At 59.9% G+C, this 13,480-nt stretch carries 11 protein-coding genes; 5 read left to right on the forward strand and 6 right to left on the reverse strand.

Features of this window, described 5'->3' with window-relative positions:
* Positions 1–97 precede the first annotated feature (97 nt).
* Positions 98–691 carry a dephospho-CoA kinase gene (gene coaE, locus HMPREF2617_RS10860; RefSeq protein ID WP_070771736.1) on the forward strand — a complete coding sequence of 198 codons (594 nt, stop codon included), beginning with the start codon at positions 98–100 and terminating at the stop codon, positions 689–691.
* A gap of 77 nt (positions 692–768) precedes the next feature.
* A complete protein-coding gene (locus HMPREF2617_RS10865) occupies positions 769–1,122 on the forward strand; it encodes a DUF4259 domain-containing protein (protein WP_070483611.1) in 354 nt (117 codons plus the stop codon).
* 6 nt (positions 1,123–1,128) lie between these two features.
* Here the strand turns inward: HMPREF2617_RS10865 and HMPREF2617_RS10870 are convergent, their stop codons facing one another.
* The 5 genes from HMPREF2617_RS10870 to HMPREF2617_RS10890 are packed head-to-tail and all read right to left on the reverse strand — an operon-like array spanning position 1,129 to position 8,046.
* Entirely contained in the window at positions 1,129–2,865 is a 1,737-nt protein-coding gene (locus HMPREF2617_RS10870; RefSeq protein WP_083323273.1) for a choline/carnitine O-acyltransferase, read from the reverse strand.
* A gap of 24 nt (positions 2,866–2,889) precedes the next feature.
* Complete coding sequence (locus HMPREF2617_RS10875) at positions 2,890–4,539, reverse strand: ABC transporter ATP-binding protein (protein WP_070422928.1); 1,650 nt, start codon at positions 4,537–4,539, stop codon at positions 2,890–2,892.
* A 19-nt stretch (positions 4,540–4,558) separates the two neighbouring features.
* Complete coding sequence (locus HMPREF2617_RS10880) at positions 4,559–5,548, reverse strand: ABC transporter permease (protein ID WP_070840704.1); 990 nt, start codon at positions 5,546–5,548, stop codon at positions 4,559–4,561.
* Positions 5,548–6,495: an ABC transporter permease gene (locus tag HMPREF2617_RS10885; RefSeq protein WP_070422926.1), complete on the reverse strand. Its 948-nt coding sequence runs from the start codon at positions 6,493–6,495 to the stop codon at positions 5,548–5,550. Before HMPREF2617_RS10885 ends, HMPREF2617_RS10880 begins: the two co-directional genes overlap by 1 nt.
* A 6-nt stretch (positions 6,496–6,501) precedes the next feature.
* Positions 6,502–8,046, reverse strand: a complete 1,545-nt coding sequence (locus tag HMPREF2617_RS10890; RefSeq protein ID WP_224212741.1) for an ABC transporter substrate-binding protein — start codon at positions 8,044–8,046, stop codon at positions 6,502–6,504.
* A gap of 148 nt (positions 8,047–8,194) precedes the next feature.
* Here HMPREF2617_RS10890 and uvrB point away from each other — a divergent pair, with 148 nt between their 5' ends.
* Genes uvrB through HMPREF2617_RS10905 form a run of 3 tightly spaced genes read left to right on the forward strand, consistent with a single transcriptional unit; the run spans position 8,195 to position 11,278 of the window.
* Complete coding sequence (uvrB, locus tag HMPREF2617_RS10895; RefSeq protein WP_070840705.1) at positions 8,195–10,294, forward strand: excinuclease ABC subunit UvrB; 2,100 nt, start codon at positions 8,195–8,197, stop codon at positions 10,292–10,294.
* An 18-nt stretch (positions 10,295–10,312) separates the two neighbouring features.
* Positions 10,313–10,771: a universal stress protein gene (locus HMPREF2617_RS10900; protein ID WP_070422923.1), complete on the forward strand. Its 459-nt coding sequence runs from the start codon at positions 10,313–10,315 to the stop codon at positions 10,769–10,771.
* Between the two features lie 60 nt (positions 10,772–10,831).
* Positions 10,832–11,278 carry a universal stress protein gene (locus HMPREF2617_RS10905; RefSeq protein ID WP_070422922.1) on the forward strand — a complete coding sequence of 149 codons (447 nt, stop codon included), beginning with the start codon at positions 10,832–10,834 and terminating at the stop codon, positions 11,276–11,278.
* Positions 11,279–11,290: 12 nt separating this feature from the next.
* Here the strand turns inward: HMPREF2617_RS10905 and HMPREF2617_RS10910 are convergent, their stop codons facing one another.
* Positions 11,291–13,480, reverse strand: a complete 2,190-nt coding sequence (locus HMPREF2617_RS10910; RefSeq protein WP_070840706.1) for a HelD family protein — start codon at positions 13,478–13,480, stop codon at positions 11,291–11,293.

Here is a 13,480-nt window from a genome sequence, read left to right on the forward strand (position 1 = left end):
ACGACGAGTTCGTGCTTAGGGATTGCCTTTAAGCAATCAGCGTCAGCGCCCCGCATCACCGTCATGGTGGGCGGGGCGCTTTGCTATCTTCACATGCATGAAGAAAGTTGGACTCACGGGCGGAATCGGCAGCGGCAAATCCACAGTCGCACGAATGCTGGCAGACGAAGGCTTCCCAGTAGTGGACGCCGACCAGATCGCACGAGAGATCATGGAACCAGGCTCACCGGTGCTCGCACAGGTCGCGGAGGTTTTTGGCGAGGACCTTATCGACGACACCGGCGCCTTAAACCGCGCAGAGCTGGCGAAACGCGCTTTCTCTTCGACGGAGCAAACGGAGAAATTGAACGCTTTAACGCACCCGGCCATCCGCGCTGAATCCAACCGGCGATTCGATGAGGCAGAGAAGGCAGGCGCTCGCGCGGTGATTTACGACATGCCGTTGCTTGTGGATCTCGGCCTACACCACGACATGGACATGACGGTCGTCGTCGATGTTGATGTGGACGAGCGGGTACGCAGGCTCGTCGACAAGCGGGGGCTCACTGAAGCGGACGCGCGGGCGCGCATCGCGCAGCAGGTTGACGACGACACCCGACGGGCGGCAGCCGACATCGTTGTGGATAACAACGGGCCGCTCGAGGCACTTGCAGCACAGGTAGAAAAGGTCGTACGGATGATTGACGCGTGAGTTTCTCACTGGAAATACCGCGGAAATTCACTCTATGGCAATCATTGATTTACCTACGCCTTTTAGCGTGACGCGGTATGGGAACTTGGGATACAGGGCCGTTTGATAACGACCCCGCAATCGAAGCGGTTGACGCAGTGGTCAACGGCACATTCGACATTGCCCAATTCCGTTTCGATTGTGGGCTTGGGTCGCTGGGAACTGATGAGGCTGCATCCGTCATCGCGCTTGCTGCCATGCTTAACGGACATCTCCCCGAGCGACATAGTGGTGCCGGCGTCGATTCGCCGTTCACATTCGACGATCGGCAGTGGATCAGACGGCGCGCCCGTTCGATTCTTCGACCAGGTGGCTCGGAGCTCTACTCCATGTGGGAGGACGCAGGCGAACTTGACCAGTGGCTTGCCGAAGTGCGAAAGTACGCCGTCTGACTGTCCCTACTCAGCGTTTGTGCTCAACGTAGCGCAGAACTGCCAGAGCAACTCGCCGGCCTTTGTCAGGTTGGCCAGGAACTCTTCCGGCTGTTCGGCAGTCGCTGCGTTCCAGGAGACGCAATACTCCGTATCGTCGTGCAGCGGGGTATACGCGATGCCGAACCCTTCTGGCAACGCCGGTGCGAAGCAGTAGCGAACGATCTGAGCAGCGCCGCCGATCGAGGTCGTGGATAAGAAATCGCGACGAGCAGCGGTTACACGCGTGTCGTTGAAGAATGCGTGAGTGTCGTCGATAGTCGCCATCATCTGGATATGTCGGTCGAAGCCGTTGCCAGACTTGCACCGCTTCACCCATGCCCGATGCGCGTTGATGGCGTCCTCGAGGCCAGCCTGTTCAGCCGTACCCTCCACAAGCGCTCGCGCAAAAGCAGCAGCCTCGGGTGTGGCGGCGCGCAAGCACTCCGTGCGTCCGGCACGGAACTCACGCATGTCAACGGCCTCATATGCCGCGCGTACTCGGCCGTAGGTCAGTTGCTGCGCGATAGTCATCATTAACTGCGCTGAAGCATCGCGGCTGAACTTCAACGGCAGGTCCGCAGGCTGGTTAAACGGCACGTGCACGATGCGGGTACGCAATTTCTCCGCCGCGCCCGCAACCTCGGCAACGCTCTTCTCGATGCGCGTGGTGAGCGCGTTATCGAGATCCCAGCGCAGTTCCTGCGGCTTTGCGACGAAATCTGCGCCGACACCGATCTCCGCTTCTTGCATGCGCGTGATCGCGGTAACGAGGGTTCCGCCGTCCTGGCACGAGTGCTCAACGTGCACTGCACTCCAGGGATCTGTCAGGCTGAACTGGTAGCTCAGCGGCTTGTACGTCCATGCACCACGGGGGAGGAAGGTCAGTTCGTTGATCCGCTCCTCGTCGGAAGCGTGTGTGGTTACTCCGTAGTCGATCAGGTCGACGGTGAAGAGGAACTCCTGCAGACGTTTGTACACATCGCCGTTGTCGCCCTGTGCCAACATGTCCGGCAGTACTTCTGCAAGCGTTTCGGAGCCGAGCAGCGATGCCGCGTTGAAGTCCACGCTCTGCTTGCGCGGGGCGTCCAGAACCGTCTCAAGCGCGTTTCGCAGGTTCGGAGCTGCAATCGGCTCGCCAGCCTCGTCGGTCACGGGTACTGCGTAAAGGTGCCCATCGACAAACACGCCGATCTCGCGGTTGGCAGTGCCTGCGGTGGCGACGATGATCTCATCCACACCGGCACTCGGGTGGCGCAGCCCTCCGCCAAAGACAAACCACTGGTCTTGGGTAATGCGGTTGCCGCGCGCGTCCACGTAGTCCGGCAAGTCATCTCCCGCAGCTTGGAAGTGAACAACCAGCGCTCGCCGGATGCCGTCAACCACACGGTCCAAGCCAGTCTCCTCAGATGGCAGCGCCAGCTGGAAACCCACGTTCGTCGTCAGTGTCAGTGGCCCACGGGTTGCCAGGTAGCTCGAATACCACTCGTCGGAAAGCCAGTTCGTGCCTTCGGCCTCACGGGTTGCTGCGCGCTGCCGCAGTGCCTCGTCGAGACGCGGGGCTTGCGACTGCGCGAAGTCAGCGACGATCGCCTTCGCTTCTGCAAGCTCGGTCTCGTCGAGAACCGCCTCAAGCGCATGAATGTAAGCCTCGAGCGTGGACGAAAGATCCGGAACTGGCAAAGCTTTCAGATCGCGCGTCAACGGGTGCGGAGTAATAGGCACTTAAAAGCCTTTCTTCAAAGAGAGTTAAAGTTCCGGGATATTTGCTAACAAGGACTTGGTGTACTCGTGCGTTGGCCGCTCAAGAACATCATCGACTGGCCCTTCGTCCACGATAACGCCCTTGTTCAGCACCGCAATACGCGTGGCGGTGTGACGTGCCAGCGCAATGTTGTGGGTGACAAACAGCATCGATAGACCGCGCTCTGCGCGAAGGTCTGCAAGAAGCTCGAGGATCGATGCCTGGACCGACACATCGAGAGCCGACGTGATCTCGTCGCACACCAACACGTCAGGAGCATTCACGAGCGCACGCCCAATCGCAGCGCGTTGGCGCTCACCACCGGACAGATCACCCGGGCGACGGTCGTAGAAACTCCGGTCGAGCTGGACAGCTTCCAAGACGTCCTCGACGACCCTGCGGTGCTCCTTCCGCGACAACTTGCCCGACATGACAAGTGGCACGCTCAGCGACTCACCGATCGTGCGCCGCGGGTTCAACGAGGAAAACGGCGACTGGAAGATGTACTGAACGTACTGACGCTGATCCACGGTGCGCTCGCGGCTGCCGTGCTCAAGCAGTTCGCCCCGCAGGCGCACCTCTCCGGTGTAGCCAGGGTTGAGACCCGCGATTGATCGAGCCAACGTTGTCTTGCCGGAGCCAGACTCGCCGAGCAGAAGAATCGACTCACCCTCCTCGAGCGTGAGATCAATGCCGTGGAGGACCTTGTTGTCGCCGTAGGCCATCTCCAGATTGTTCACCTGCAGCAGCGGGGCAGCGCTATCGCGCTCCTCAACCTGGACGGCAGAGGCGATGCCGTGGCCGGTGATGTTCTTTCGACCCGGCAAATCTGGAATCGCGGCGAGAAGCTTTTGAGTATACGGGTGCTGTGGGTTGTACAGCACCGCCTGCGCAGGGCCTTCTTCGACGATGTCACCGCGCAGCATAACCACGACACGGTCCGCCAACTCAGCCACCACTGCAAGATCGTGCGTGATGTACAACGAAGCGATGTCGTTCTTGTGCGTCATCTCGCGCACGGTGTCCAGCACGTGGGCTTGGGTGGATACGTCGAGGCCGGTCGTAGGCTCGTCGAGAATCAGCACGTCCGGGTACATGGCGAACGCCATTGCGATACCGACGCGCTGCTGTTGGCCACCAGAGAGCTGGTGCGGCCAACGGGCCAAGTATTCGTCGGTGTCCGGCAAATCCACGTCGCGCATGACTTCGCGGACACGAGCACCAGCATCGCCATCGAAGGAGTGCACGTCGAGCACTTCACGGATCTGTTCACCGATACGCATCGTCGGGTTCAAACTCAGTGCCGGATCCTGCGGCACATACGCGATGCGGCTGCCGCGAAGTTCCCGCAGATCAGCTTCGCTGAGGTTGAGGACGTCATAGTCGGTTCCGTTTGCGGAATGGAGGGTCACGGTGCCGTCGAAAAGCATCAGTCCCGGGCGAAGATGACCCATAGCAGCCAAACCGGCAGTAGTTTTGCCCGAGCCGGACTCGCCGACTAGACAGACAATCTCGCCCCGTTTCAGCGTGTAGTCCACACCGTGGAGGATCTCAGCGCCTTCCAACGTGCCCAGGCGAAGGTCGCTCACGCTGAGCACAAAATCATCTGACGACTTGGTGTTGCCGTCTTGGTTCGCGGATATCGCGGTAGTCATTCGTCATTCCCCTTTGCTGCTATCCGTTGTGGCGGATGGGCTCGTGCTTCGGCACCCGTTCCGGGTCGATGGTCTGGTTGCGGCCGCGCTTTGGCGGTGTAGCAGTGGTTGCGGTGGCGCGCGCTGTGGCGTCGGCCAACATGTTGGTGCCGATAGTCAGCACAGCAACCGCAGCCACCGGCAGAAGCACGCCCCACGGCTGCAGCGATAGTGCGATGCGGTTCTCGTTGATCATCAAACCCCAGTCCGCAGCCGGCGGCTGGATGCCAAGGCCAAGGAAGGACAGCGAGGCAATCGAACCAATGGAGTAGGTCAGACGCAGACCCGCCTCCACAGCCAGCGGGCCGGTGATGTTGGGCGCGATCTCCTGGATGAGAATTCTCCAGTGCGGCACCGAATACATCTGGGCGGCGCGGATGTAGTCCTCGTTTGTCACGGACATCGTCGCAGCACGTGCCACACGGGCAATGCGAGGCGCGTGCGTCAAACCAATGACCAGGACGAGCACGGTTGCTGAGGGGCCAAGAATAACGATGGCCAACATGGCAAAAATTAGCTGTGGGAACGCCAAAATCACGTCGTTGAGCCGCATCAGCACCGAATCGACTTTGCCACCTGCGTATCCCGCAATCATGCCGATGATGGTGCCGACAACCATGCCGAGGACCGTGGCCAAAAACGCGGTCACCAACAGGATGAGGCCACCGGCAACGAAGCGAGACAGCACCGAACGGCCAAGGTTATCGGTGCCAAACACTCCGATGTCCGTAAATGGCAGGCCGATGAACTCCGTTGTGCTGCGACCGGTGATCTGCTCGGCGAAGAAATACCCGACGACCGCCAACGCGATGACAAGCCCCGTCAAGACGAGTCCGACCTTGCCTTCGGACTGTGCCCAAATTCGGGACAGCAATGGTTCCGGCTTGGACACCGACGTTTTCAGTTCAGAATCGTCGACCACGGGTTTCGGGGTTTTCCCTGGTTCTTGGGGGTGTACTGGTGCAGACATCAGTTACTCCTCAACTTCGGGTTAGCCGCAATGCTGACAAGATCCGCCAGTAGGTTGACCACGACATATACCGCGGCGATCAGCAGTGAGACAGCCTGAACAACTTGTACGTCGCGGTAGTTCACCGCATCGATGAGCGCGACGCCGAGGCCGGGGTAGCGGAACAGATACTCGACGACCACAATGCCGCCAGCCAGCCACGCGAGCTGGATTGCGACGACCTGTGCAATGGGCCCGACCGCGTGGGGCAGCGCATGACGGAACACCACGCGACGCTCGGGCACGCCTTTCAGTCGCGCCATCTCGACGTAGCCCGATTCCAGTGCCTCGATCATCGTTGCGCGAGTCATACGCGCCACATAAGGCGTGACGACGAACGCGAGAGTCAAGGTTGGCAACACCAGCTGCATTGGGAACTCCCACACACGACTGCCCGGAGGTGACATGGTCACTGCCGGCAAAATTTGGAACACCGAGGTAGCGAACAACGTGACCAGTGCGATACCGATGACGAACTCCGGCAGCGCAGCGAGAATCAACGTCACCCAGGTGATCGCCGAATCGCGCTTGTAACCGCGCCACCACGCCGCATACACACCCAGGAGCACGCCGACAGGGATCGAAATTGCCGCGGCGAGCAGCATGAGTACCAGCGAATTCACCAGTGGCTCGCCAAGCAGTTCAGAAACTGGGCCACCGGTGGACGTCGATGTGCCCAAGTCACCGGTGAAAATGCCTCCCAGCCACAGCAAGTAGCGGGTGACCGGAGGCTGGTCGAGATTCATTTCTGCCTCGAGCGCCGCGATACGTTCCGGCGTTGCCTGCTGGCCCAAAATTGCCGTAGCCGGCGAGCCAGGCAGAAGCAACGTCGCGCAGAAAATGATGACGGATACAGCGAACAGGATGAAGACACTCACCCCGAGCCTGCGAAGAATGAACTTGCCCATGTGTGCTTATGCCTCCGCAATCCAAACTCGCTCGAACATGGCCTGGCCCAGCGGCATACCGCCGGGGTGGGTTTGAAGCCCCACCACGTATTTGTGGTACGCGTCAATCTGGTTGGCAAAGCCCCAGATGATGTAGCCGCCGTCGTCGTAGAGACGCTGCTGCAGCTCGTGGATCATTTCGCTGCGTTTTTCGTCGTCGACAATCGTTCGGGCCTCGTTGGCCAACGCAGTGAACTCCGGGTCCACCCAGTGGGTCTCGTTAAACGGTGAATCCGCCGTTGCACACTGGTTGACCTGCTGGAGGAAGTTTCGCGTGTAGTAGAACGACAACGCGAACGGGTACTCCAGGTAGTTGCCGTCGGCGAAGAATGTCGAGGAATCAACCTGGTTAATAGTTACGTTGATGCCAGCAGGACGGACCTGCTCTGCGTATACCTGGGCGCTACGTAACGCGCCGGTCTGGATTTCAGCGGCGTTGAGGGTGACATCGATACCGTCCGGGTAGCCCGCCTCCGCGAGAAGACGCTTGGCCTCCTCGATATTCTGCCCACGCTGGGGAATGTCCTCCGGGTAGGCGGGGTCGTACGGGCTGAACATGTCGTTGCCCACTTGACCTTCGCCGGAGTAGACCTGGTCCACCAATTGCGGGCGGTCCGCGGCAAGGCGCATGGCGCGGCGCACGCGGACATCATCAAACGGTGCAACGTCCACGCGCATCGTCAGCGGCAACCACATGCCGGTCTGCGAAATGAGGGTGTCCAAGCGCGGGTCTGCATCGATCACACGTGCAAGCGAGTGGTTCAGGCTGCCGATTGCGTCAACCTGGGAAGACAGCAATGCGTTGAGCATGGCGTCCTCCTCCTGGAAGTCGATGATGACAACGCTGTCTAGGTAGGGAGTCTCTCCCCAGAAGTTCTCGTTGCGCACCATCTTCGTCGACTGGCCGGGGGAGAAGTGCTCAAGCTTGAAAGGGCCGCTGCCGATCGGGTTCTTGGGATCGTAGTCCTCCGGCACGATGCCCATTTGATACTCGGCAAGACTGTCAATGAGCGTCGCGTCCGGGGCATTGAGGTAGATGCGCAACTCATTCGGTCCGGTGACCTCCATCGATTCGATGTGGTTGATCGATGCAGCACCGGACTTCGGGTTGTCGGGATCGCGAATACGGTCGTAGGAGAATATGACGTCCTCAGGGCGCACCGGTCGACCGTCTGAGAACTGCACACCATCGCGCAGCGTGATGGTCCACACCGTCGCGTCGTCGTTTGGCTCAATAGCCGTGGCGAGGCGGTACTGCAGGTCGTAGTTGGTGTCGTAGCGTACGAGCGAGTCGTACATGTTGATCAAACGCGTGCCGTCAGAAGCACTCGTTGGAATGTGCGCATCTACGGTGTCGGTGGAAGAACCTCCGACGAGCCCCACCCGGAGCCTGCCGCCGCGACGAGGTGGACCAGAGGTGTTTATCTCCTCGACGGGGGCGGTGGTACACGACGCCAAGGCAAGGGTCGCTCCACCCAGCACGGTCGCCCGCAGCATCTGTCTTCGAGTCATCTGCATAGAACGCTTCACCTGTACTTTCCGACGTGCGCTGGTAGTGCGCTGTTAAATCTATAAGTACAAAGGTATTGTCTTTAGTGATTGCCTGCAAGCAGATTTACTTATAGATCCAGTTTTTGGTTTCGTCGATACACTGGCGAGCATGGCTTTTGCTGCTGAACATCCAGTCCTCGCGCAGTCCGAGTTTCGCCCTGTCGGTGAGATTGAGCGGCGCGAAAAACCATTCGAGGTGGTGTCAGAGTTCCAACCCTCTGGCGACCAGCCGCGCGCCATTGCCGAGTTGGATGAACGCCTCAACCGCGGCGAGCGCGATGTCGTGCTACTGGGTGCGACCGGTACCGGTAAGTCCGCAACTGCGGCATGGCTGATCGAAAAGCAACAGCGCCCCACCCTTGTGATGGCGCCGAACAAGACGTTGGCTGCGCAGTTGGCCAACGAGCTTCGCCAACTGCTGCCGAACAATGCGGTGGAGTACTTCGTGTCGTACTACGACTACTACCAACCGGAGGCCTACATCGCGCAGACGGATACCTACATTGAAAAGGATTCGTCCATTAACGACGACGTCGAGCGCCTCCGTCACTCCGCAACCTCCGCATTGTTGTCGCGCCGCGACGTCGTCGTGGTGTCCTCGGTGTCCTGCATCTATGGCTTGGGTACCCCGCAGTCGTACCTGGATCGCTCCGTTGTCCTGCGCGTCGGGGAAGAGGTGGAACGTGATCGCTTCCTCCGCCTGCTTGTCGACGTCCAATATGAACGCAACGACATCGACTTCAAGCGCGGTACCTTCCGCGTCAAAGGCGACACCGTGGACATTATTCCGGCCTACGAAGAAGTCGCGGTGCGTGTGGAGTTCTTTGGCGACGAAGTGGATTCGCTTTACTACATCCACCCGTTGACGGGCGATGTGCTCAGCCAGGAAGACGAGGTCCGGATCTTCCCGGCAACGCACTATGTGGCCACTGACGAGCGCATGGAAAAGGCGATCGAGGCGATTAAAGAAGAGCTTGCAGACCGCCTCAAGGAGTTGGAGAACAAAGGAAAGTTGTTGGAGGCTCAGCGCCTGCGTATGCGCACTGAGTATGACCTGGAGATGATCCAGCAGGTCGGGTTCTGCTCCGGCATTGAGAACTACTCGCGCCACATGGATGGTCGCCCCGCGGGCTCTGCGCCGGCGACACTGATCGACTACTTCCCGGAAGACTTCCTCACCATTATCGACGAGTCGCACGTCACCGTCCCACAGATCGGTGGCATGTTCGAGGGTGATATGTCGCGAAAGCGCAACCTGGTGGAGTTCGGGTTCCGTTTGCCGTCCGCGGTGGATAACCGCCCGCTGACGTTTGATGAGTTCGAAGCGCGCGTCGGCCAGACGGTCTACATGTCCGCGACCCCGGGCGACTACGAGCTTGAGGCAGCGCAAGGCGAGTTCGTCGAGCAGGTCATCCGCCCGACTGGCCTGGTAGACCCGAAGGTCACCGTGAAGCCGACGAAGGGACAGATCGATGACCTTATCGACGAAATCCGCGGCCGCACGGACAAAAACGAACGCGTGCTTGTGACCACACTGACAAAGCGCATGGCCGAGGATCTCACCGATTACCTGCTGGATAACGGCATCAAGGTCCGCTACCTGCACTCGGACATTGATACCCTGCAGCGTGTCGAACTGCTACGCCAGCTGCGCCTTGGCGAGTTCGACGTCTTGGTCGGCATTAACCTCCTGCGTGAGGGCCTCGACCTGCCTGAAGTTTCGCTCGTCGCCATCCTCGACGCCGATAAGGAAGGTTTCCTGCGGTCGACGAAGTCGCTCATCCAGACGATCGGTCGTGCAGCCCGAAACGTCTCCGGCGAGGTCATCATGTACGCGGACCAGATCACCGAATCGATGCAGGAAGCAATCGACGAGACCGAGCGTCGCCGCGAAAAACAAATCGCATATAACAAGGAACACGGCATCGACCCGCAGCCACTGCGCAAGGCTATCGCCGACATTTTGGATCAGGTCTACGAGAACGCGGATGCGGACGCGCCAGCGTCGCTGAGTTCAGACACCGCTGTCGCGGAGAAGCCAGATGTGGCGAACATGGCCTCTGACGAGGTGCAAAAGCTTATCGACGACCTCACCGTCCAGATGCGCGACGCCGCTCGGGAACTGAAGTTTGAGCTGGCGGGACGCCTCAGGGATGAGATCGCTGACCTCAAACGCGAACTGCGTGGTATTAAAGACACAGGAAATTAGCGAAAGGACAGAATCCTCATGCACACCTACACTTCTATCGCCGTCGGTACTGACGGTTCACCGACTTCCATGGTCGCCGTGCGTGCCGCCGCAAGCCTTGCACGCGTGTACGACGCGAAACTCACGATTATCTGCGCGCACTACACGGCGTCTGGGTCGATGCTGAACTCCACCAACGCGGAGCTCAGCCGTGTCGACATCGTGACGGAGACGAACGCGCGCAACATTTTGGCTGAGGCAAAGAAGATTGCTGAAGAGGAGCAGGCGAAGGAAATCAACCTGGTCTCCTCAGGCGGCCAACCCGCGACCGTGCTGGTGGAATCGGTGCAGGAATATGACGTTGATCTGCTCGTTGTAGGTAACAAGGGCATGCGTTCCATGGCGGGCCGGATCTTCGGCAATATCCCGGGCAACGTGGCGAAGAAGGCGCCGGTGGATGTCATGCTCGTCGATACCCGGTCTGAGGGACACAATTAAATCCTTCGTGGGTAGAATGTCCCCGATATCCGCGCCGTAATCTTGAAAGGTGATTTCCACATGGCCGATTCCCCGTACAAGACCATTGTTGTTGGCTCCGACGGGTCCAAGTCGTCCCTCCTGGCCGTAGAGCGTGCCGCTAAGTTGGCTGCTGCATTCGGCTCCACCCTCGTTATCGGCACCGCCTACTACGAGAACGAGGATGAGGCTGCCAAGGCCCTGCGCCAGGACTCCGTGACCATCCTCGGTGACCAGAAGGCTCTAGAGAACCTTGAGGGTGCCGCTGAGCACGCACGTTCCTTCGGTGCACCCGACGTCCAGACCGCGACCCGTCCGGGTACCCCGGTTGAGGCGCTCATGGCGATCGTCAACGACAACAACGCTGACCTGCTCATCGTCGGTAACCGTGGCATCAACTCGCTGACCGGCCGTCTGCTCGGTTCGGTGCCGGCTGATGTCGCGCGTCAGTCCAACTGCGACGTCATGATCGTCCACACCGTGAACTAAGCGGTTTCCCGCTTAGTTCCCGATCACCGTCAGCGTCTGCGTGGCGCGGGTGACAGCGACGTAGAGGTCTTGCCACCCTTGTGGCGAGGCCTCTACGATTTTTTGTGGCTCCACCACGGTGACGTGGTCGAATTCGAGGCCTTTCATCTCGTCGACGTTGTGCACATCGATCACCGCATGCAACCCATCCCGCTTGTCGACGACCTCCGCACCTGCCGGAAGAAAATCAACCGGAATGCCGGTGGATCGGATTGCCGTCGGTGCAGTCGCCTCCGGATCAATTTGTGTCAGAACTTCCGCCGCATAATCTGAGATTTCCTTCGGCGTGCGGTAGTTCACCGTCAGCTCGTGGAGACGGAAGCGCTGACCCACAAAGCGTTCGAGTGCTGCGGTCCAATCGTCCACGCCTGCTGGCGAGGAAGTCTGCGCGGTATCTCCGACAAGGGTCATCCACCTTGCCGGGCACCGGCGAAACACCATGCGCCATTCCATTGGGGATAACTCCTGCGCCTCGTCGACGATGATGTGTCCATAGGCCCATGTTTGATCCGCACTGGCGCGCTGCGCGGTAGAACGATTATCAGTGACCCGCTGACGAGCAGCGAGCGTCTCTGCGTCGATCACGTCAGCCGCAGAAAGAATCTCCGCCTCAAACTGGTCGTCATCGTTATCGGTGGACTCGGACGAGGCAAGGATATCCAGCGCGTCTTCGGCCTCCTCCACGAGTTCGCGCCACTCGGCTTCTTCCTTGCGGCGGGCTTCTTCCGGATCGACGGTGCCGATCAGCACCGCCAGTTCGTCCACAAGTGCAGTATCGGCGGGGGAGAAGTCCTCCTCCGGGGAGCGCAGCAGCGCCGCACGTGTGTAGTCGTCGTAGTCGTAAGCAGCGTGCGCAATCGCATCCTCATCGGTGAGGAACTCACCGAGTAGGTCGGTGGGGTCGAGCTCGGGGAAGTGCTCGTCGATAAGCGCTAGCACCTGTGGCTCATCGGCGAGGTCATCGTGGAGCTGATCTACGTCTGCAGCAGACAGCAGGTTGGCACCACCGAGGGGATCTTCACCAATCTTTTGGGCCAATGCCTCCGCCAGCGATTGAGTGAGGTGTTCTGCGAAGAACGGACGCGCCTGATTGTGCGGCCGGCGGGAGCGACGTGCGCGAGTGCGCGCGGCCTTGATCATGGCGGGCGTGGCCTCGATGGCTACTGAATCAATCGTCAGCACGACCGGCTTGTCGGGAACAGTTTCGTAAGCTTGCACGGCGCGCTTGAGAATCGTCACCATCTCCTCCGACCCCTTCACCTCCCGAGCCGCGATCGAATCGCTGCCCGTAGGCGTAAACCCGGGGACGAGTTGATCAGCAGTGGAAAGCACTACGCCAGTCTCTCCAAGCTCCGGCAACACGCGGGAGATGTACTCCAAAAACGCCGGGTTTGGGCCCACGATAAGCACACCGGTGCGGCTGAGCTGCTCGCGCCACGTGTACATCAAATAGGCAATACGGTGCAGGGCAACCGCAGTCTTGCCCGTACCCGGACCGCCCTGAACAACCATCACACCGCGGGTTGGATCGCGGATGATCTCGTCCTGCTCGCGCTGGATCGTCTCCACGATTGAGCGCATATGACCCGTGCGCGCTTCATTCATCGCACGGCGAAGCGCAGCCTCAGAGCCAACCCCGGCCACCGATGTGTCTGCGTTGTCGCCGGACAGCACCTCGTCATCTACCGCAGTAACCTTGCGCCCCCGCATGCGGATATTTCGGCGCGTCTCCACGCCCTCTGGGTGGGCGGTCGTCGCAAGGTAGAAGGGGCGTGCGAGCGGGGCACGCCAATCGAGCAACAACGTGCGGTAGTTATCCTCGCGGTCGTCAATGCCGAGTCGACCAATGTAGCGCCGGTCCAAATCCTCACGCCCCGGCACTGGATTTTCGGGCTCATCGTCTGCAACGTCAATGCGCCCAAAGACAAGCCCGGCTTCAGCAACGCCAAGCGTGTCCAATTTGGCATTGAGGCCGTGGTACTCAGTTTCTCGCCGCACAAGAGCGTCCGAATCCGGGTTGTCCGGGTCAACATCACGCTGAACCTCTTCGAGCCTCGCACGGGCACGAGCCACCTCGGCGTCGAGGTGTGCGAACAACGTATCCGCGTGCGACTGCTCGTCGGCGACGGGGTCAGGTGAAAGATCGTGCTGTAAATCCTGCAT

The organism is Corynebacterium sp. HMSC070H05 (assembly GCF_001837615.1).
GTDB classification, from domain to species: Bacteria; Actinomycetota; Actinomycetes; order Mycobacteriales; family Mycobacteriaceae; genus Corynebacterium; species Corynebacterium coyleae.